Here is a 19,809-nt window from a genome sequence, read left to right as displayed (position 1 = left end):
AGTGCCTGGTGGAAATAACTGCCGAGGTGTCCCACCCGCTGAGAACTGTATCGGTAAATTCTGTACGTTTCGGTCGCTCGGATCGGAGGACGCGACGCTTTTTGTGCCACTGGTCCTACCGGCACTCATGACAGAGACGGACCTACTGGAGCCGTTCCATCTCGCGGTCATCAGGAGCGTCGCGAACGAGTCGAACGTCCCGGAACCGACGTTGCGGGAGGCCCTGCGGGACCACCAACAGACCATGCGGGACTCGCCTGGCGTCGACGAACTCGTCTACGAGTGGCGCAAACGGTTCGAGGCACCGGTGCTGGCACAGTCCGAGTCGGAGTACATCGTCGCCGTTCGGCCCGGTGTCTGGGAGGAGTACGGCGAGTACCTCGACCTCGAAGCGGACGTCCTAGGAGCGCTCGCTGCCGTCCACCAGGAACAGACGCTCCGGGACGACCGTGTCGAACTAGCGGATATCGATCCCGACGCCGTCCCCCTTATTGTAGGCCGTGAAACATGACTATCCGGGAAACAAGCCGTATGTAGAAACTAATGTTCTCGATATCCAAAATCTATTTTTCTCGTTGGCAAACGTTTAAGTGTGGTCCGGCTGTATGTGTGACTGAATATGGCGACACAGGAACACGTCCGTCGAGAGTTCGGTACCGTAGAGGAGAACGAACTGCGCCTCGGGCAGGAGAAGTCGGAACAGATCGTCACTGCACTGAACCAGGACCTGGCCGACACCTACGTCCTGTACCACCAGCTGAAGAAACACCACTGGAACGTCGAGGGTGCGGAGTTCCGTGACCTCCACCTCTTCCTCGGCGACGCAGCGGGCCACGCCGAGGACGCCGCCGACGAGATCGCGGAGCGCGCCCAGGCGCTGGGCGGGACTCCCGTCGCGGGTGGGAAGGCACTGGAGGAGCACGCGACCGTCGAACCCGAGGGCCAGGACGTCTACGACATCCGGACCTCGCTACAGAACGATCTGGAGGTATTCGGCGACGTCATCGAGTCGCTGCGCGATCATATCGAACTGGCCGAGAACCTCGGTGACCACGCCACCGCACAGATCCTCCGTGAGATCATCGTCCAGACCGAAGAGGACGCACACCACATCGAGCACTACCTCGAAGACGACACGCTGGTCCAGTGATCGGCTATCGTAACAATTGAAACGATTTACACACCGATCGCACTGCCGTCGTGCGATCGGATGTGCAGTGACTTTCAATGGCTACTATAACGGCGGACGATACACCGCGACCACTATTTATAGCCGAGAATGAGAGCGTACCAGAGGGCCGTTACCGTCGGAGTTCGACAGTCAGGTCAGTAGAGATCCAGCCGTCGGTGTTCCCGTCTTCGGTGAACACTGTTCGGTCTTCCCCACAGTCCAGGGCAGAGACTGCCGGGTTGTCAGCGTCGTCGTCCGGTGCGACGTCGTCCGTCTGAGGTGCCATTACTGCGGATTAGGCAACCCTAAAGATATAAGGGTTTTGGTCTGCCTAATCGTTACCAGGCGGACTTTTGTATCCGACCCGCCAACGAGGACACATGAGTACGAGTCCGGACGAGGATATCACCGCCCTGTTGACCGACCTCGTCTCGACCCTGCGCGAACTGGAGACGGAGGTCGAACCGACCACGGAGAGTGGGCTGCCCCGCCCGCCGACACCGGAGGAACTGCTTCGGTTCACGAGCGACGTGACCATCCCGGCTGCGATTCTCATCCTGAAGACGAACATCCAGGCGCTCAAACTGCTCCGGCGCGCGCTCAGGATGGCCGAGGGCCGCCCGACCTCGACGGGATCCGCGTCGGCGGAGGTGAAAGACCGGGCTACCAAACTGAGCAAAGCGACGCTCTCCCGGCTCGACGACGCGCTCTCGGACATCCAGAGTGCCGTCGAGGGCAGGCCGGAGGACGAGGACGCCCGGGAACTGCTCGAAGAGGCCCGTGAACTCCGCTCGGATCTCGAAGACCGCCTCGACGAGGAGTCGCCCGAGACGAACGGTGCCGTCCCCACCGAGGACGACGCGGCCGACGACGCGACCGACGATGTCCCGGTCGACGTCGAGGCGGAACTCCGGTCGATCAAGGACGATCTCGACGATATCGACCAGCCTGACGGCAGCGATTCTAACAATGATAACGATACTGGGGGCGAAGAAGAGGGTTCGTAAAGCCGAAATTCGGGCGGTCGTTGTTGTATAATCTGAAAAACATAATGTTTTATTATGATGGCGTCTCTTGTACCAGTACCGATGCCGGAAACAGAGTGTCCTGGAACGCGGCGTGCGGAACTGTTCGTCAGAGGCTCGCTGCCGACACCGTCCCGCAAGCGGCGTGCGGCGGTCGAAGCCGAACTTGAGGAACTCGAACGACAGGGGGCCTTCGACGAGACGTCGACGACCGTCTGGCAGAAGCGTGTCCCCATCGAGCAGTGTGGTGACCGGAAGGAACGCGATCTGTACAACGAGTTCGCGGCGTGGGCACGCGAGGAGGGCGTCTCGCTCGCTCCGTTCTTCGATACGCGGATGTGTTACAGCATGCAGACGGGCGAGAAACGCGAGGAACTGGTCCTGCCGGCGATGTGTGTCGCCATCTACGATGACGGCGACCTCGAACGGCTCGCCCCGTACGCGGACAGCGGCGGTCCGACCTCCGTCGAGGAGTGTCTCACGGCCCTCGCCCAGCACACCGAGACGGCCCAGACGACCACCACGACTATCTCGACGGCTGACTGATCATGCAGGGATCGGACACCGATACGGCTATCGTATCAACTGACGTAGGACACTCAGAACTCGGTGTACGATACCATGACCCATACTCGTCAGGCGGCGGTGTACGTCCGCTCGCCTGCACCAGCAGCCACTGAACAGCGCCAGGAAACCGTTCTCGCCCGGTTGCAGTCGCTCCGTGCGGCCGGCGCTATCGACGATTTCACCGTCACCTACTGGTTCCGCCAGGCACTCGACAGGGACGGCGACCCGTCGATGCCTGCCGTGGCCGAACTGGAGTCCTGGGCGAGTGAACACGGCGTGTCGCTCTCACCTGCGTTCGACAGGCACGACCGGAGCAACTGGTACACCGGCATCGAGGACACCGTCGTCACCCTGCCGGTCCTCTGTCTGGCGGTCTACGAGGACGACGAACTCCGCGCAGTCTACCCCCACGTCTGCGAGCACGGTCCCAGGACCGTCGCCGACGGCATGGAACAACTCGAAGCCCAGTGCCAGATGGACGCGTAGAGAAGACCAGAAGACGTATTTTCGACGGTTACGAACCGCGAACCAATGCTGCTGGAACTGCTCGCAGAGGGTATCGCAGCCCTCGTGGAACTGGTCCTCGACACTGCCTTCGACGGCGAGGATGCCGACGAGTCTGGGGCGGTCTAGACCGGGTCCCAGCGGTAGCCGTCCCAGGGCTGGCTCTCGGGATTCGCGCTCTTGAGCCCCACCTCGGGGTCACGGAGTTCCTCGACGTAGACCGGGTCGACGGTATCGCCGGTCTCGACCTCGTCGGTCGTGACCTGGCCGAGTGCGCGGACGAACTCGTCGTCGATATCGAGGTCCGTAACGTCGAACTCGACGATGGCCATCGTGTTCGGCTCTCGAACGCCCGGTGGCGTGGCCGTCGAGGTGGTCCACGTGACGACCTCCGCGGTCCGGTCCGAGAGGTCGACGGTCTCGTCCTGCGGTTCGCCACAGTCGGGACAGCGTGGGTGTGTCGGATACGAGATGTGGCCGTTCGGACAGATACCTGCTTCCAGCGTCATTCTGCAGCCTCCATGATGGTGGTGATGACACAGTTCCCGAAGCCGCCGACGTTACAGGCCAGCGCCGTCTCGGCGTCGACCTGGCGCGGGCCCGCCTCGCCGACGAGCTGTTCGTAGATCTCGACGCCCTGTGCGACGCCGCTCGCGCCCAGCGGGTGGCCCTTGGATTTCAGGCCGCCGGAGGTATTGATCGGCAGTTCGCCGTCCTTCTCCGTCGCGCCGTCCATCGCCATCTCCCAGGCGGTCCCCTGATCGGCGACCCCGATGCCCTCCAACTGGAGGAACTCCAGGATGGTGAACATGTCGTGGAGTTCGGCGACGTCGAGGTCGTCGGGGCCGATGCCAGCCATCTCGTAGGCCTCCTCGCTGGACTCGACGACGCCACCCATGATCGTCGGATCGTCACGCTCGTGGACGACGTGGGTGTCGGTCGCCCCGCCGATACCGGAGACGACGGCGTACTCGTCGGCGATCTCCTGTGCGCGCTCCTCGGTCGTGAACATCATCGCAGCGCTGCCGTCCGTGATCGGACAGAAGTCGTACAGGCGCAGCGGGTCGGCGATGATCGGCGACTCCAGTGCCTTCTCGATGGAGATCTCCTTCTGGAACTGAGCCTTCGGGTTGTCGACGCCGTTCTTGTGGTTCTTGACGGCGACGCGAGCCAGTGACTCCCGTGGCGCGTCGAACCGTTCGAGGTAGTGTCGTGCGGTCAATCCGGCGAACGATGGGAGCGTGATCCCGTGTTTGTACTCGTCGGGGTGTGTGATCGAGGCGATGATGTCCGTTGCCTCGCCCGTCGTCTTGTGGGTCATCTTCTCCCCACCGACGAGCAGTGTCATCTCGCTGGCGCCGGAGGCAACCGACTGCCAGGCCTCGTAGATGCCCGCCCCACCGGAGGAGGAGGTCTGGTCGACTCGTTCGCTGTACGCCGGCAGCAGGCCCAGATCGTGGGCGAGCGCGTTCATCACGCCCGTCTTGCCCTCGAACTCGCCGCTGGCCATGTTCGAGACGTACAGGTGCTCTACCTCGTCGGGGTCGACGCCGGCGTCGTCCAGACACTCCTCGCCCGCCTGGGTGAGAAGTTCCTGGAGCCAGGCGTCACGCTGCCCGAACTTCGTCATCGACGCACCGATTACTGCGACTCCCATGGGTGTCTCCACTCAGGGGTGTCGTGTATTCGTTACGGTCCCAGCAGTCTCCGGCCCGGCCTCATTCCCGCGGAACCACTGCGAGCCCGCTCTCGGGCGTCTCACAGTCCGCGGAGAGGGTCAGTTCCCACCCGTTCCCGGTCCGCCGTGCGTCGCCGAACTGCGGGATCGAGGACTGCCGCCTGAGCAGTTCGACGGCCACCGGCAGGACGATACACTCCCCGTTCTCCCCCGTGAGCCGATAGCCCTGCAGCGCCACACGGTCGCCGCCTCCGGGCGCCGGCAGTATCTCGGACGAGCGGAGCAGACTCGACTCCTCCAGCGCCGACAGTGTGTCTCGCAACGGTTCGACCGTCCCGTCTGACCGTGGCAGTTGTGTCGCTGCCGCCCGGAGCAGGTCGTACTGCTGTCTGTTCGTGAGATGCGCCGCGATAGCGGTCGCCAGGCTCTCGACGAGGACCAGCGAGAGGCGGTCCCGGTTGGGCGTGCGTTCCGCGGCTTCCAGATACCGGTCCATGACCGCGCGCTGGACGCGGTCGTCGTGCCGCGAGAGGGTCTCCAGCAGCGTCGCGGTGATCGCGTGACAGTACTCCGGGAGGTCGTCGGTCGGGAGTCGCTCGTCGGCCGGTTCGAGCCCGTGGTCACAGACGATGAGATCCTGGACCCTGACCGCCGGGTCGTACCGTCTGAGCGCCGCTCTGTAGGCCGTCGCGACGCTCGCGGCCTCGGCCGCCGCTCCTCTGTTCGGGAACTGCATCCCGCTGACGGGGACCGGCGACGTACCGGTCTTCGCGCTGACGACGCGATACGGACCGACGGCGACGCTCAACTCCTCCAGCCGCGTCCGGATGTCGACGAGTGTGTGTCCGACCATCGTTACAGCGAGTGCTTCGGGACGATCTCGGGGTCCGGCGTGTACCTGACGGCCGCCTCGACGTGGAAGACGTCCCGCAGCAGGTCCTCCGTGACGACCTCTCGTGGTGGTCCCCAGTCGTACACTGCGCCGTCGTCCAGCGCGACGAGATAGTCCGCGAACCGCGCGGCCTGGGCGATGTCGTGGAGCACGACCGCCACCGTGACGTCTCGCTCGGCGTTGAGGCGTTCGACCGTCTCCATCACCCGCAACTGGTGGTGCAGGTCCAGGAACGTCGTCGGTTCGTCCAGCAGGAGCACGTCGGTGTCCTGGGCCAGTATCATCGCGATGAACGCGAGCTGTTTCTGGCCGCCCGAGAGCGCCCCGACCTCCTTCTCTCTGAGGTGGTCGACGCCGGCGAGGTCGATGGCCCGCTCGACGGCTTCCCGGTCGGTCTCGCTGACCGCGTCGAAGAACCCGCGGTACGGATAGCGCCCGTGGTAGACGAGTTCCTCGACCGTGACGCTCTCGGGGGCGTCGTTCTCCTGTGAGAGGTGGCCCAGCTCTCGGGCCAGTTCCTTCTGTCCGTATCGCTCGATCCTGTCGCCCTCCAGCAGGACCGTCCCCTCGTCGGCGTCGAGCTGTCGGGCGAGGGTCTTGACGAACGTACTCTTGCCGCTCCCGTTCGGCCCGACGAGGGCCGTGATCTCACCGGCCGGGATGTCCATCCGGTCGACCGTGACGACCGGCTCCTCGCTGGTCGCGTAGCTCACCGAGAGGTCGGTCGCCACCAGGGCGCTCTCGCGGTTCCCGCCCTCGTCTGTCCGCGCTGTGCTCCCGTCGTGGTCTGTCGATTCGGAGGCCGTCATCAGATATCACCGAGCCGTTGGTTCTTGCGCATCAGATACAGGAAGTACGGGCCGCCGAGCAGTCCGGTGACGATTCCGACCGGGAGCTGGATCGGCGAGAGTGCCAGTCGCGCGCCGACGTCCGCGGCCGTCACGAGCGCCGGGCCGACGAACAGACAGCCAACGAGCAGACGCCGGTAGTCGCTGCCGACGAGGTTTCGCACGAGGTGAGGGACCACCAGTCCGACGAAGCCGACGAGGCCGGCAACTGCCACAGACACCGCGGTCGCGAGGATGGCGACCGCCGAGAGGCCGAACCGGACCCGTTCGACCTGCATCCCGAGCGAACTCGCCGTCCGTTCGCCCAACAACAGGACGTTCAGTTGTCGGGATCCAGCGACGGCCAGACTCAGTGCCAGGACCGTCCAGGGCAACGCGAGCCGGACGTCCGTCCAGTCCGTGCTGGTCAGCGACCCCGTCAGCCAGGAGAGCGCCGTCTGGACGACGCCCGTGTTCCCGGCGAAGAAGAACAGCCCCGTCTGCAGGGAGTGGGCGATGGTCGTGACGACGACGCCGGCCAGGATGAGCCGCACTGGGCTGGTCCCGTTCTGCCAGGCGATGGCGTAGACGAGCAGGAACGCGCCCGTCCCGCCCGCCGCAGCGACGAACGGGAGGTACGACGAGAGGACCGGGACGAGGATGAGCGCCACCAGGACGGCCAGACCGGCACCGGAGCTGACGCCCAGCACGTACGGGCTCGCCAGTTCGTTCCGCGTGACCGCCTGGAAGATGGCGCCGGCGACGGCGAGGTTCGCGCCGATCATCACACCCACGAAGATGCGCGGGATGCGGAGCTTCCAGACGATGAGCGTCGTGTTGTCGACCTCCGGAAACTCCCCGCCCAGCAGGAGATCCAGCAACACCGACGGGTTCAGCACGACGGCGGGGTCGAAGACAGCGTCGAGGACCATCCGGTTGGTCATCTCGTAGGACCCGTATCGGATCTGGACGAACGCGCTCACGGCGAAGACCACGAGGCTGCCGGCGACGACCAGTCCCAGTTCCCTGTCGCGGAGCGACGACCACAGCCCGACGGCGTTGTCACTCTCTGCCGGTCCGCGGGCGCCCGCCACGGTTCCGGTGTCGTCGCTCATCGCCTCTCTCAGACGTCTCCGGCGACGATGTTGGCGATGCGGTCCCGGTCGAACAGCTGTTCGTCGCCCGTGACCGTCCCGAACGTCTCGGGGAACAGTTGCTGGGCGGCCCGCTCGGTTAGGAAGAAGTTCTGGATCGGGCCCTGATGCAGGAAGCCGCCGCGGTAGACCTGGCCGTTCTGGACGGCCGTGAGTTCGCTGGCGACGTCGTGGTCCTGCATGAATGCGAGGACGGTGTCACGGAACTCCTGGGGCGACTTGCGCTCGTGGCCACGGATCAGCAGGACATCCGGGTCGATGGTGAGCATCGCCTCGTAGTCGATCTTCCCGCGGTCGGTCGTGCTCAGGCCGTCGATGCCGGTGCCCGCCAGCGCGTCGGCGACGCCAAGGTCGTGCCACTGCTTCTTGCTCGTCCCCTTGTCGTTCAGGCGGTAGGGCGAGAACTGCTTGGGCGTATCGCTGCCGGCGTAGGTCAGCAGGACGTTCGGTCGGTCGCCGGCCGAGGGCAGGTCCGTCTGGATGGACGTGATGAACTCGTCGTGGTAGTCCCGCAGCGCTGCGAACCGCTCGCGCTCGTCGAACACCTGGGCGATCTTCTCGAAGGCCTCGTAGAGGGTGTAATACCGGTAGTCGTGCCACGCGTCCTCGCGGCGGAAGATAAGGTTCCCGAAGAACGGCGCGACGTTGTCGGTGATCTCCTCGACGTCGGACTCGGACCAGCCGAACCAGTTGATCAGCATCTTGGGGTCCATCAGGTGGACGTCGTTCTCCAGCGCGTAGAAGGGCTCTTTGGGGATGGTGTCCCCGAGCAGTTCGTTCTCGGTGAGCAGCGAGCGGTCGACGCCCACGCCCTCGAGCTCGTCGTAGACGTAGGTGTAGTACCGGTCCGCATAGCCGATGCCCGTGATGCCGTCCGCCTGGCCCAGCGCGACGGCCATGTCGGCGTAGGCGCCGTCGTAGGCGATCCACTTCTCGGGGACGCTGTCGAAGGTGACCTCCCCGACTGGCGCCATCGAGACGGAGTAGGAAGACGACTCCGCCGCCGTCTCTGTGGCGGTCGATTCTCCGGTCAGTGTCTCGGTCGTTGTCGCTTTCTCTGTCGCGGTGGACTCCTCTGTCGACTCGCCACCGCCGTTGGTACCGCTCCCCTCGGAACAGCCCGCTACCAGTCCGGACAGTGCGATCCCGCTCGCGCGAACGAAGTCTCGTCGATCCATATTTGATTTAGGCCGACCTAACATTCTTAAACCTTCCTAAGTTTAGGCAGCCCTAACAACGGACTATCACGACACTCTCGGAGCGCGGGAACCCACACAAGATTCTTTACTGGCTGTCAATCACACCCAACCATGCAGGAAGCCTGGATCACCCTGCAGTGTCCTGATTGCGAGGAGCACTGGGAAGCCCAGGTCGGTGCGCTGGCAGCCCCCGACACCGACTTCGACTGTGACGTGTGTGACGCCGTCCACCCGCTCGCGGAGTTCACGCAGACGAAGCGGGATCTCGAAGTGCTGCAGGAGTTCGCCGGCTGACGGCGCTGTGGCCGTCGATTGATCCGTTCGAGCCGTTCTGTCGACGGACCGCTACAGCGGGATGTTGCCGTGGTCCTTCGGCGGCGTCTCCTCGCGCTTGCGCTTGAGCAGGTCCAGATCTTCGATGAGGCGCTTGCGCGTGTCTTTCGGTTCGATGACGTCGTCGAGGTAGCCCCGCTTGGCCGGGCCGTAGGGGTGGGCGAACTCCTCGCGGAACTCGTCCATCAGTTCCTGGCGCTTGGCGTCGGGGTCGTCGGCGTTGGCGATCTCCTTGCGGTAGAGGATGTTGACTGCGCCCCGCGGACCGAGCACTGCCATCTCGGACCCTGGCCAGGCGTAGTTGACATCGCTGCCCAGGAACTTCGAGGACATGACGATGTAGGCGCCACCGTAGGCCTTCCGGACGACCACGGAGAGCAGCGGCACCGTCGCCTCCGCGTAGGCGTAAATGAGTTTCGCGCCACGGCGGATGATGCCGTTGTGCTCCTGGTCGGTGCCGGGCATGAAGCCCGGGACGTCGACGAAGGTGAGGATCGGGATGTTGAACGAGTCACAGAACCGGACGAAGCGGGCGCCCTTCTCGGCGGCGTCGATGTCCAGCGTGCCCGCGCTCACGCGTGGCTGGTTGGCGACGACGCCGACGGCCTGCCCGTCCATCCGGGAGAAGCCCGTGATGACGTTGCGCGCCCAGTTACCGTGGACCTCGAAGAACGATCCCTCGTCGACGATGCGGTCGACGACCTGGGTCATGTCGTACGGTTTCCGCGGCGCCGATGGGACGATGTCGGTGACCTCGGGGACCTCGCGGTCGGGTTCGTCCCAGGGCGTGACCGACGGGGGGTCCTCCATGTTGTTCTGGGGGAGATACGAGAGCAGGCGCCGGATGTTCTCCAGGGCCTCCTCCTCGGAGGGGTACGAGAAGTGTGCCACACCGGACTTCGTCGAGTGAGAACTGGCCCCACCCAGTTCCTCCTTCGAGACCTGTTCGCCGGTGACGGTCTCGATGACGTCCGGCCCGGTGATGAACATGTGGCTGGTGTCCTGAACCATGAACGTGAAGTCCGTCAGCGCGGGGCTGTAGGTCGCGCCACCGGCACATGGGCCCATGATGGCCGAGATCTGCGGGATGAGGCCGCTGGCCTTGGTGTTGCGCTCGAAGATCTTGGCGAACCCGACCAGCGAATCGACGCCCTCCTGGATACGTGCCCCGCCGGAGTCGTTGAGCCCGATGACCGGGACGCCGTTCTGGATGGCCTTGTCCATCACCTTGCAGATCTTGTCGGCGACGACCTCGCCGACGGACCCGCCAAGCACCGTGAAGTCGTGGGCGAACAGGAACACCTTCCGGCCGTCGACCTCGCCGTAGCCGGTGACGACGGCGTCGCCGGGGTAGCGCTTGTCCTCCATCCCGAAGTTGGTCGAGCGGTGTTCGACGAAGGGGTCGACCTCGTTGAAGGTGCCATCGTCGACGAGGAAGTCGATCCGCTCGCGGGCGGTCATCTTCCCCTTCTCGTGCTGGGACTCGATGCGGGCCTCGCCGCCGCCCAGACGGGCCTGCTCTCGTTTCTGTCGAAGCTCTTCGACTGGGTCGGTCGCCTCGCTCCCCTCGTCTGATTCTTCCTGTTTGCTCATCTTACCACTCCATACCGCCGTTGACGCCGAGTACCTGGCCGGTCATGTAACTCGATTCCTGGCTCGCGACGAATCGGACGATGCCACAGATGTCCTCGACGCGGGCGAACCGGTCCAGCGGGATCTCACGGAGGATCTTCTCCTGGACGCGCTGGGGGACCTCGTCGAGCATGTCGGTCTTCACGAACCCGGGCGCGACGCAGTTCGCCGTCGATCCCGTGTGGGCCAGTTCCAGCGCGAGCGTCCGAGTGAAGCCGAACAGTCCGGACTTCGTCGTCGCGTAGTTCGCCTGGCCGATGTTCCCCTGCTGGCCGACGACGCTGGAGATGTTGATCAGGCGCCCGTGTTCTGCGTCTTTGATGTCTTCGTAGAAGGCCTTCGTACAGTTGAACACGCCGCCGAGATTCACGTCGACGACCGTCTCCCAGTCCTCGCGGGTCATGTTCTCGAACTTCTTGTCGATAGTGATGCCAGCGTTGTTGACGAGCACGTCCGCGCCGCCGAACTCGTCGGCGACGGCCTCCTGCATGGCCCGTACCTCCTCGATGTTCGAGACGTCGGCCTGTGCCGCGACGGCGTTGCCCCCGTCCTCGCGGATCTCGTCGACGACGGCCTCTGCTTCCCGTTCGGAGGAGCGGTAGTTCACCACGACGTTCGCGCCGTGGGCGCCGAGGTCCTTGGCGATCCCTCGGCCGATCCCTCGTGACGACCCTGTGACCACACAGGTCTGATTGTCGAGATTCATGGCTGACTCGTCCGTCTTCGTTCGGTTCCCGTACTCATCTCTTACGTCTACTGGCAGAGCACAACCAAATAATAGTTCTCCTTGCACAACGTAACTCGATGACACGTTCGCTCGGATGGCGCTGGCTACCGGTCGAGAACGAACTCCTTACTGCACACGAAGGTAGCGGAACATAGCGACAGACATTTTAGGGTGGCCTAAAGAGTGTCGGGTAGCTATGGATTCGGACATCTGTGTCGTCATCCCGACGATACGAAACCCCGACTGCACGCGAGAGTACGTACAGAACGCCCGCGATCACGGCTTCGATACCGACCGACTGTTCTTCGTCCTGGTGACCGAGGAGTTCTGTGACACCGAGGCGATGGAGCAGATGCTCGACGAGGAGGGCGTCGAGGGTACGGTCTTCGACGGTCCCGCACGCGACCAGTGGTTCGCGGACCACGGTGCCGGCGAGTACGCCGACCTGATTCCCGCGGCCAGTCACGCGCAGACCTCGTTCGGACTGTTGTACATCTGGGCCAACGACTTCGAGTACGGCGTCTTCATCGACGACGACACCGCCCCCCACGAGGACGTCGACTTCTTCGGGACCCACATGACGAATCTCGCGTTCGAGGGCGAGATCGAGGCCGTCAGCTCTGACGAGCAGTGGGTCAACGTCCTCTATCAGAACGAGGACGAACACGGGCTCTACCCGCGTGGCTACCCCTACGCCGCGATGGACGAGACCGTCGAGACCGGGACGACCCACGTCGACGACGTCGTCGCCTCCCAGGGCCTGTGGACGAACGTTCCGGACCTGGACGCGGTGCGCATCCTCATGGACGGCGACCTCCAGGGCCAGGCTCAGACCCGGACCAGCGCCGCCGACTTCGGCGAGGACTTCGTCGCCGCCGAGGGCAACTACCTCACGGTCTGTTCGATGAACCTCGCGTTCCGCCGGGAAGTGATCCCGGCGTTCTACCAGCTCCCGATGGACGACAACGAGTGGGACGTCGGCCGATTCGACGACATCTGGTCGGGCCTGTTCCTCAAACGGGCCTGTGACGTGCTCGACAAGCACATCTACAACGGCGACCCGCTGTGTGAGCACAACAAGGCGCCCCGTTCGACGTTCTCGGACCTCACCAACGAGGTCCACGGGCTGGAACTCAACGAACACGTCTGGGAGATCGTCGACGCGGTCGGCGACGACGCCGACTCCTACGCGGAGGTCTTCGAAGCGATGGGCACCGCGCTGGCGACGGGCGATTTCAGCGACTGGGAAAACGGTGCATTCCTTAACTACTGTGGGGACTTCATGCTCGACTGGCTCGACTGTCTCGACGCGGTCGAATCGGCAGAGATAGCACAGGTCCCCGCGGCGGCCGACGACTAAAACGCAAACCATTTAGGCAAACCTAAAACAATACCTACATAAGATGACTGACGACACCTCCTTCGCATCTCGACGACGGTTCCTCGCGATGACCGGGGCGACGACGGCCACAGCACTCTCGGGCTGTTCGAGTATCTTCGGCAGCGAGGGTGACGGTGGTTCCGGCGGCAGTGGTAGCGACGGTGGCTCCGGTGGCGACGGCGGCAGCGGCGGATCCGGCGGCGAAATTACCCTCGCCAACTTCCGTGGCTCCGGGCCACTGGTCGAACAGCGTGACGCACCCGGTGGGACCTCCATCGAGGACCTCCCCGATCTGGACGGCGAACTGACGCTGTACCTCGGTGGCGGCGAGGGTGGACTCTACCTCGCGCTCATCGAACTGTTCGAGCAGATCTACGACGGGTTCACCACGAACCACAGGCTGGAATCGTCCAGCGACCTCGCCAACAGGCTCATCCAGGAGACTGAAGCAAACGCAAGTCCAGCCGACGTGTTCATGTCCGTGGACGCAGGTTCGCTCGGAGCGGTGGCCAACGCCGGCGGGACTGCACAGTTACCGAGCGAAGCCCTCTCTGCGGTCCGCAGCGAGTTCAAAGACACCCAGGGCCGCTGGGTCGGCATCGCCGGTCGCGCACGTGCGATCCCGTACAATACCGACACGCTCTCCGAGTCGGACATCCCCGATACGGTCCAGGAGTTCCCGAACACCCCTGCGCTGAAGAACGCGATGGGCTGGGCCCCCAGCTACAGTGCGTTCCAGTCGTTCATCACCGCGATGCGGCTCATCCGTGGTGACGAGGAGACCAGGTCCTGGCTCCAGGCCATGCAGGAGCACGGTATCGAACAGTACCCCGACGAGTTCCGGGTCTCGGACGCCGCTGCCACGGGCGAACTGGCCGCCGGATTCGCCAACCACTACTACTCGCTTCGTGTCCGGTCGGCCCGCCAGAACGCACCGCTCGGGCTCGCGTTCACGAAAGGCGACGCCGGGGCACTCGTCAACGTCTCGGGCCTGGAGATCGTCAAGGGGTCCGACAACCAGGAACTCGCTGCGAACTTCGTCCGGCACGTCCTCTCGGCGGAGGCCCAGGAGTTCTTCGCCACCCGGACGTTCGCCTACCCGATGATCGAGGGCGTCGCGCCGGTCGGGGGTCTCCCCCGTGTCGACGACCTCAACCCGCCGGACATCGACCTGACGGAACTGGCGGACGTGGCCGGGACCGTCGACCTCCTGCGGGACGCGGGCGTGCTGTAGAGAGAACGCATGGGAACGAGTGACCGATACGAACGGCTGAAAGAGCAGGCGACCGCCGCCGACAGCGACGGGACCGCGCCGACGCTGCTATCGATCGGTGCACTGGCCGTCGCGTTGTTCGTCCTCTCGCCACTGGTGTGGCTCTTCCTCCAGACGAGCGAGATCGAGTTCCCGCGGGCACTGGAACTATTGACCAGCCAAACGACGGTCTCGGTCACGCTCAACACCGTCGTCCTCGTCGGTGGCGTCACCCTCTGTGCGATCGTCCTGGGTGTCCCGCTGGCGATCCTCACCGTCCAGACGGATCTGCCGTTCAAGCGGTTCTGGACGATCACGTCGGCACTACCGCTGGTCGTCCCGAGCTACATCGGCGCGTTCGCCTTCGTCTCCGCGTTCGGACCACACGGCGAACTGGCGACGCTGCTCGCGCCCCTCGGCGTCGAACAGATCCCGACCATCTACGGGCTCCACGGAGCCGTTCTCGTGCTGACGCTGTTTACGTATCCCTACGTCTTCCTGACGACACGGGCGTCGCTGCTGTCGTTCGACGGGACCGTCGTCGAGGCCGCGCGCACGCTCAACCACACCCGCTGGCAGGCGTTCCGCCGGGTCACGTTCCCCCAGATCGCGCCGGGCATCGCTGCCGGGGCGCTGCTCGTGGCGCTGTACACGCTCTCGGATTTCGGGACGCCGGCGATCATGCAGTATGACGTCTTCACGCGGATGATCTACAACGAGTTCGGGGCCCGCCGGCTGGACTACGCCTCGGTGCTCTCGATGCTCCTGCTGGTGATGGCACTGGGTATCCTGGCCGTCGAGTCAAGGCTGAGTGCTAGTCGCGAGGGGGCGTACGTCAACAGCGGCGACCGACGGCCCGGGACGATCAAACTCGGGGTGTGGAAGGTACCGGCGATGCTGTTCTGTGCCGGCATCGCCGCGCTGTGCCTTGCGCTGCCGATCGGTATCCTGCTGCAGTGGCTCGTCCGCTCCGGGACGGGGTACAGCGGCGGGGGGTTCACGTTCCAGTTCTCTTACGCCTGGAACTCGCTGTGGCTGGCTGCCGCGGCCGCCGCCGTCTGTGTCGTCGCTGCGCTCCCGGTCGCGTACCTCGCTGCCCGTGGGTCGGGCGCCCGGTCGGCACTCCCCGAACGGGCCACCTACATCGGCTACGCGGTTCCTGGCGTGGTGCTCGGGCTGGCACTCGTCTACCTGGGGCTGCGGTACGCGACGTTCCTCTATCAGAGTGTCATCCTGCTCGTGTTCGCCTACGTCGTCCGGTTCATCCCGCAGGCTGTAGGATCGACCGAGTCGTCGATCCTCCAGGTCGACCCGAGCTACATCGAGGCGGCCCGATCGCTGGGCTATAACCCGCTGTCGGCGTTCCGGCAGGTCGTCCTGCCACTGGTCGCGCCGGGTATCGCCGCGGGCGCGGCGCTCGTGTTCCTGACGACGATGAAGGAATTGCCGGCAACGCTGATGTTACGCCCGACCGGGTTCGAAACGTTCGTCACGTACATCTGGCTCGTGCAGGGCGCAGGCTACTACGGCCAGGCAGCGGTCCCGGCGCTGATACTCGTCGCCGTCTCCGGGCTCTCGATGCTCGTCATCCTCAGACAGGAGGGAAGCTAACCATGTCAGAACAAACCGCCTCACAACGGATTTCGGAGTTCGAGACGGTCGATGCAGCCGTATCCGACCCCGACCGCACAGTGCTGGAGATAGCCGATGTGTCCAAAGACTACGGCGCGGAGGTCGCCGTCGAGGACCTCTCGCTGTCGGTCAAGGACGGCGAACTGCTCACGCTGCTCGGTCCCTCAGGCTGTGGCAAGACCACGACGTTGCGGATGATCGCCGGGCTGGAACGCCCGACCGCGGGCAGTATCACCATCGCCGGTGAGACGGCAGCGGACGGCTCGAACTTCGAGAAACCTGAGGACCGCGATGTCGGGATCGTCTTCCAGGACTACGCACTGTTCCCGCATCTCACCGTCGCCGAGAACATCGCCTTCGGGCTGACCGATCTGGACGAGGCGGCGACCGACCGGCGCGTCGACGAACTGCTGGAACTGGTCGACCTGGAGGCCCATCACGACAAGATGCCCAGCCAGCTCTCGGGCGGCCAGCAACAGCGCGTCGCGCTGGCCCGCTCGCTGGCCCCGGAACCGGACGTCCTGTTGCTGGACGAGCCGTTCTCGAACCTCGACGTCCGCCTGCGCGTCGAGATGCGCGAGGAAGTCCGGCGCATCCTGAAGCGGGCCGGCGTCACCGCCATCTCGGTGACCCACGACCAGGAGGAGGCCCTCTCGATCAGTGACCGCGTCGCGATCATGAACGACGGGCAGGTCGCGCAGGTCGGCGACCCCGCCGAGGTGTTCGAGAACCCCGAGAGCCGCTTCGTCGCGAGTTTCCTCGGCCAGGCGAGTTTCCTCTCGGCTCGCGTCGTCGAGGACACCATCGAGACGGGCCTGGGCTCGTTCGACACCGAACTGCTGAACGGTCCCATCGAGGCCTACGACGGCGCGATGGTCGATGTCCTGGTCCGCCCGGACGACCTCCAGGCGGTCCCGACGACCGAACCCAAGGCCGACGGGTACGTCGTCCACCGCCAGTACAACGGCCCGTCGTTCGTCTACCGAGTCGAACTTCACAGCGGCGACGTCGTCCACTGCATGCACAACCACGTCGAGACGTTCGAGGCTGGCCAGCCAGTCGAGGTCGACCTGGCCGCCGACCACGAACTGGCCTGGTATCCCACGGAATGAGGCGACTCGGACGGCCACGCATCCAGGCAGGACTCCTCGCCCTCGCCGGGGGCCTCCTCGTTTACCTCCTCGCAGTCTATGTCTTCCCGTACCACACCTCGAACCACGACGAGGCGGTCTACCTCCAGCAGGCCGCGATGTTGCTGGAGGGACAACTGTTCCTGTATCCGCCAGTCGAGGAGGCGTTCCGGCCCTGGTTCTTCGTCGCCGAGGGCAACCGGCTGTACCCGAAGTACGCGCCGGTCCCCGCGGCGATGTTCGCCGCAGGGAAGCTGCTGGGCGGGTATCGAGTCGCGCTCGGGGTGACAGCGACCGGCGTCCTGGCGCTGACCTACCACACCGTCAGGGAGGCCTTCGACCAGCGAACCGGCGTCCTCGCCGCCGTGTTCGTCCTCGGCTCCCCGCTGTTCCTCGTCAACGCCTCGGTGTTCCTCTCGTACGTCCCGACGACGTTCTGGAATCTGGCGTTCGCGGCCGCGTACCTCCACGCCGACCGGACGGGAAGTCGACGGACCGCTGCACTAGCCGGCGGCGCCGTCGGGATCGCCTTCTTCGCGAGGCCATACACGGCGGTGCTGTTCGCGACGCCGTTCGTCTGTCACGCGCTCTGGACCCTGCGGACGCTGGAGCGGTCAGTCGTCGCACGCGTCGGGCTGACGGCCGTGTTCGGCCTCGCCGGCGTGGGGTTGACGCTGGGCTACAACGCCGTCGTCACCGGGTCGCCGTTCCTGTTCCCCTACGAGGCGTTCGCCCCGCAGGACGGACTCGGATTTGGCTACCACGAGATCGCTGGCTACTCGCGGGAGTTCACCCCGGCGCTGTCGGTCCAGGCCAACACGCAACTCCTCTGGCTGCTGTCGACCCGCTGGCTCGTGGCGGGGCCACTCGGCACGCTCGTTGCCGGGATCGGCCTCTGGGTCGCCACGCGTCGGGGGCTCGACGCCCGCCAGCTGGCGGTTGCTGGGGTCCTCATCACAGTCACCCTCGGAAACTTCTACTTCTGGGGGACGATGAACATGCTCGGCGACCTCTCGGACCCGACCGACGGCCTCGCCCAGTTCCTCGGGCCGTTCTACCACGTCGACCTGTTGCTCCCACTGGCGGTCTTCGGGGCCATCGGCACACGGACGTGCTGGCGGTGGTTCAGAACGCAGGTGGTCGAACTGGCCCCTGACAGTCGGACACGCGGGGCCGTCCTCGGTCTCGCCGTCGTCCTCGCGGCAGTCGTCGGCGCAGCGGGCGTCGCAGCCGCGAACGAACCGCTAGGGGACAACTACGAGGCCACCCAGCAGTACGAGATTGCCTACGAGCCCTTCGAGCAGCGGGACTTCGAGAACGGCGTCGTCTTCCTCCCGACGACCTACGGGGAGTGGCTCAACCATCCGTTCCAGCCGCTGCGCAACGACCCAGGGTTCGACGGCGAGACGGTCTACGCCATGCAACACCGCCAGTTCGCGGTCGTCGACGCGTATCCGGACCGGGACTACTACCGCTACGTCTACCGCGGCGAGTGGGTACCGTATCTCGGACGGGCTGTCGACCCACACGTCCAGCGTGTTCGGGTCGCCGACGGCAGCACGGTCTCGACGGACCTTTCGGCGACCGTCCCACGACAGACCGAGGTGGTCTCGATGCGGCTGACCGCCGGATCCGAGACCGACTACGCCACCGTCACGGGGAACGAGTCGCTGTCGCTGACGCTGCAAGCCAGTGGGGACCACACGACACTCACCGGTCCAGCGATCACCGAGGAGGTCACCGTCCCGACGCCGGACCGTGATACGGTCGAACTGTACATGTTTCTCGATTACGGGACGGGGACGGGTGTGACCTACCGTATCGCGCTGCCCGTCGAGCGGACCGACGGCCAGGTACGCGCGCTCACGCCGATTCTGGAGGTCTGCCGGAACGAGTTCCGCTGTGGCGGCGAGGCAGCCTACGTCCCGGGGAGCTACGAGCGGTCGATCTCGCTGAACGCGACGATGGAGGAGACATGACGGAGTTCGAACTCACCAGGCGCGACGCGCTGGCAGCACTGACAGCAACAGGGATCACCGTTGGCGGCGGTGTGGCGGCACTCTCCTGGACCGACGGCGACGAGGACCGCGATGCGGAGTCCGGGGACGTACTGACCGGTCACCATCGAACGACGGTCACGGCGGTCGCGCACGTGATCTATCCGTCCGAACTGAGCGGTATCGACGGGTTCGTGTCCGACTATTTGGCCGGCCGGATCTCGGAGGACAGCGAGCGAGCGACCGGTGTCGCCGACGCGGTCGCTGCACTCGACGCGTACGCTCGTGAGTGGGAGAACCAGTCCTTCGTCGACCTCGCTCCCCCAATGCAGGACGAGACACTGCAGGGGATGGGCGTCCAGATAGCCAACCCGGACCCGGACGGCGACCCGCGCCAGCGGGTCCGCTACTACCTCGTCAACGACCTCCTGTTCGCGCTGTATGCCTCCCCGACCGGCGGGAAACTGGTCGGAATCGAGAACCCACAGGGCCATCCTGGCGGGACCGAGAGCTACCGACAGCCGCCCGAGTCTTGATACAGCGAGAGAATCCCGCCGTTCACGGCGGGCGTGAATCGCGTACGCTTGATGTCGCAAACCACCGGACTATGGCCGGCTGGAACCCCAATGTTTAGTATCGTCTGTGACGACATGTCACATATGGGTTCCGCCGACTCCCGGTGGCTGGTCACCACGGGAGTCAGGCCGT

21 protein-coding genes are annotated in these 19,809 nt (G+C 65.0%); 12 read left to right on the top strand and 9 right to left on the bottom strand.

Going from position 1 to position 19,809, the window contains the following annotated elements:
• The first annotated feature begins 127 nt into the window (after positions 1–127).
• Together Hhyl2_RS06460 and dpsA are read left to right on the top strand one after the other, a co-directional pair.
• Positions 128–511, top strand: coding sequence for a DUF8048 family protein (locus Hhyl2_RS06460; RefSeq protein ID WP_483549915.1), 384 nt, complete (start codon positions 128–130; stop codon positions 509–511).
• Positions 512–619: 108 nt separating this feature from the next.
• Complete coding sequence (gene dpsA, locus Hhyl2_RS06455; RefSeq protein WP_483549914.1) at positions 620–1,150, top strand: DNA starvation/stationary phase protection protein DpsA; 531 nt, start codon at positions 620–622, stop codon at positions 1,148–1,150.
• Between the two features lie 151 nt (positions 1,151–1,301).
• Here dpsA and Hhyl2_RS06450 read toward each other — a convergent pair whose 3' ends face one another.
• A complete protein-coding gene (locus Hhyl2_RS06450) occupies positions 1,302–1,457 on the bottom strand; it encodes a hypothetical protein (RefSeq protein ID WP_483549913.1) in 156 nt (51 codons plus the stop codon).
• Between the two features lie 94 nt (positions 1,458–1,551).
• Between Hhyl2_RS06450 and Hhyl2_RS06445 the strand changes: the two genes are divergently transcribed.
• The 3 genes from Hhyl2_RS06445 (at position 1,552) to Hhyl2_RS06435 (ending at position 3,249) form a co-directional block, all read left to right on the top strand.
• Entirely contained in the window at positions 1,552–2,178 is a 627-nt protein-coding gene (locus Hhyl2_RS06445) for a DUF7547 family protein (RefSeq protein WP_483549912.1), read from the top strand.
• A gap of 81 nt (positions 2,179–2,259) precedes the next feature.
• Positions 2,260–2,742: an HTH domain-containing protein gene (locus tag Hhyl2_RS06440; protein WP_483549911.1), complete on the top strand. Its 483-nt coding sequence runs from the start codon at positions 2,260–2,262 to the stop codon at positions 2,740–2,742.
• Between the two features lie 75 nt (positions 2,743–2,817).
• A complete protein-coding gene (locus Hhyl2_RS06435; protein WP_483549910.1) occupies positions 2,818–3,249 on the top strand; it encodes an HTH domain-containing protein in 432 nt (143 codons plus the stop codon).
• 143 nt (positions 3,250–3,392) lie between these two features.
• Here the strand turns inward: Hhyl2_RS06435 and Hhyl2_RS06430 are convergent, their stop codons facing one another.
• The 6 genes from Hhyl2_RS06430 to Hhyl2_RS06405 form a co-directional block, all read right to left on the bottom strand.
• Positions 3,393–3,776 (bottom strand): Zn-ribbon domain-containing OB-fold protein, encoded by a 384-nt coding sequence (locus Hhyl2_RS06430; RefSeq protein WP_483549909.1) that lies wholly within the window; start codon positions 3,774–3,776, stop codon positions 3,393–3,395.
• Positions 3,773–4,924 (bottom strand): thiolase family protein, encoded by a 1,152-nt coding sequence (locus Hhyl2_RS06425; protein WP_483549908.1) that lies wholly within the window; start codon positions 4,922–4,924, stop codon positions 3,773–3,775. The genes Hhyl2_RS06430 and Hhyl2_RS06425 overlap by 4 nt, the downstream gene beginning before the upstream one ends.
• A gap of 61 nt (positions 4,925–4,985) precedes the next feature.
• The gene (locus tag Hhyl2_RS06420) at positions 4,986–5,798 is read right to left on the bottom strand and encodes a DUF7551 domain-containing protein (RefSeq protein ID WP_483549907.1); all 813 of its coding nucleotides are present in this window, start codon (positions 5,796–5,798) and stop codon (positions 4,986–4,988) included.
• A 2-nt stretch (positions 5,799–5,800) separates the two neighbouring features.
• Positions 5,801–6,646, bottom strand: a complete 846-nt coding sequence (locus Hhyl2_RS06415) for an ABC transporter ATP-binding protein (protein WP_483549906.1) — start codon at positions 6,644–6,646, stop codon at positions 5,801–5,803.
• Entirely contained in the window at positions 6,646–7,779 is a 1,134-nt protein-coding gene (locus tag Hhyl2_RS06410) for a FecCD family ABC transporter permease (protein WP_483549905.1), read from the bottom strand. Before Hhyl2_RS06410 ends, Hhyl2_RS06415 begins: the two co-directional genes overlap by 1 nt.
• Before the next feature lie 8 nt (positions 7,780–7,787).
• Positions 7,788–8,996 (bottom strand): ABC transporter substrate-binding protein, encoded by a 1,209-nt coding sequence (locus Hhyl2_RS06405; protein ID WP_483549904.1) that lies wholly within the window; start codon positions 8,994–8,996, stop codon positions 7,788–7,790.
• Positions 8,997–9,128: 132 nt separating this feature from the next.
• Between Hhyl2_RS06405 and Hhyl2_RS06400 the strand changes: the two genes are divergently transcribed.
• Complete coding sequence (locus tag Hhyl2_RS06400; RefSeq protein ID WP_483549903.1) at positions 9,129–9,311, top strand: DUF7836 family putative zinc-binding protein; 183 nt, start codon at positions 9,129–9,131, stop codon at positions 9,309–9,311.
• A 51-nt stretch (positions 9,312–9,362) separates the two neighbouring features.
• Here Hhyl2_RS06400 and Hhyl2_RS06395 read toward each other — a convergent pair whose 3' ends face one another.
• Positions 9,363–10,943: an acyl-CoA carboxylase subunit beta gene (locus Hhyl2_RS06395; RefSeq protein WP_483549902.1), complete on the bottom strand. Its 1,581-nt coding sequence runs from the start codon at positions 10,941–10,943 to the stop codon at positions 9,363–9,365.
• Between the two features lies 1 nt (position 10,944).
• Entirely contained in the window at positions 10,945–11,688 is a 744-nt protein-coding gene (locus tag Hhyl2_RS06390) for a beta-ketoacyl-ACP reductase (RefSeq protein ID WP_483549901.1), read from the bottom strand.
• 217 nt (positions 11,689–11,905) lie between these two features.
• On the opposite strand from Hhyl2_RS06390, the gene Hhyl2_RS06385 reads away from it, so the two are divergent.
• From Hhyl2_RS06385 to Hhyl2_RS06360, 6 genes are read left to right on the top strand one after another with little or no spacing between them, the layout of a single operon-like run.
• Positions 11,906–13,069: an alpha-1 4-glucan-protein synthase gene (locus Hhyl2_RS06385; RefSeq protein ID WP_483549900.1), complete on the top strand. Its 1,164-nt coding sequence runs from the start codon at positions 11,906–11,908 to the stop codon at positions 13,067–13,069.
• 43 nt (positions 13,070–13,112) lie between these two features.
• Positions 13,113–14,324 (top strand): extracellular solute-binding protein, encoded by a 1,212-nt coding sequence (locus Hhyl2_RS06380; RefSeq protein ID WP_483549899.1) that lies wholly within the window; start codon positions 13,113–13,115, stop codon positions 14,322–14,324.
• Positions 14,325–14,333: 9 nt separating this feature from the next.
• Positions 14,334–15,953 (top strand): ABC transporter permease, encoded by a 1,620-nt coding sequence (locus Hhyl2_RS06375; protein ID WP_483549898.1) that lies wholly within the window; start codon positions 14,334–14,336, stop codon positions 15,951–15,953.
• A 2-nt stretch (positions 15,954–15,955) separates the two neighbouring features.
• Entirely contained in the window at positions 15,956–17,086 is a 1,131-nt protein-coding gene (locus Hhyl2_RS06370; RefSeq protein WP_483549897.1) for an ABC transporter ATP-binding protein, read from the top strand.
• Positions 17,083–19,083, top strand: a complete 2,001-nt coding sequence (locus Hhyl2_RS06365; RefSeq protein WP_483549896.1) for an ArnT family glycosyltransferase — start codon at positions 17,083–17,085, stop codon at positions 19,081–19,083. Before Hhyl2_RS06370 ends, Hhyl2_RS06365 begins: the two co-directional genes overlap by 4 nt.
• Positions 19,080–19,637, top strand: a complete 558-nt coding sequence (locus Hhyl2_RS06360) for a gluconate 2-dehydrogenase subunit 3 family protein (protein ID WP_483549895.1) — start codon at positions 19,080–19,082, stop codon at positions 19,635–19,637. Before Hhyl2_RS06365 ends, Hhyl2_RS06360 begins: the two co-directional genes overlap by 4 nt.
• The last annotated feature ends 172 nt before the right edge of the window (positions 19,638–19,809 follow it).

It is taken from the genome of Haloarcula sp. H-hyl2 (assembly GCF_056934385.1).
This window is presented reverse-complemented; position numbering and strand designations above follow the sequence as displayed.